The organism is Arachnia propionica (assembly GCF_003932785.1).
In the GTDB taxonomy this organism is placed as follows: domain Bacteria; phylum Actinomycetota; class Actinomycetes; order Propionibacteriales; family Propionibacteriaceae; genus Arachnia; species Arachnia propionica_B.
The window spans coordinates 1-336 of record NZ_RQYT01000169.1 but is presented as its reverse complement, the minus strand read 5'-3'; the positions used below and the strand labels follow the sequence as shown (position 1 = coordinate 336).

The following is a 336-nucleotide window of genomic DNA, read 5'->3' as shown; positions in this document are numbered from 1 at the left end:
ATGGGACTCCGTCGGTGGGTGAGTTTCTGGCCCATGAGGTGGGTGGGATTCTTCAGATCTCCCCGGATGCGGCGTTGGAGAAGATCGGAACCGTCCTGGATGTTCGGTTCCGGTTCCCGGCGTTGTGGGAGGCGTTCCTGTCAGGCTCGTTGAGGTGGTGGCAGGTCGCGGAGGTGGTGAACCGGCCAGCCGTGTATGCCTTGGGTGCGGAGGCGGCTGCTCGGTTGGATCGCAAACTCGCCGTGGCGTTGAGGTTGTGGTCGTGGCAGCGGATCCGCCGCAACCTCGAAGCATGGATCATCGCCGCCGACCCCCAAGCGGCTCGGGAGCGGGAAC

The 336-nt window shown here is 64.9% G+C and carries 1 pseudogene; it reads left to right on the top strand.

The window, feature by feature from the left end:
• Window positions 1-14 precede the first annotated feature (14 nt).
• Window positions 15-336, top strand: a pseudogene (locus EII35_RS15690) (hypothetical protein); the annotation flags it as partial.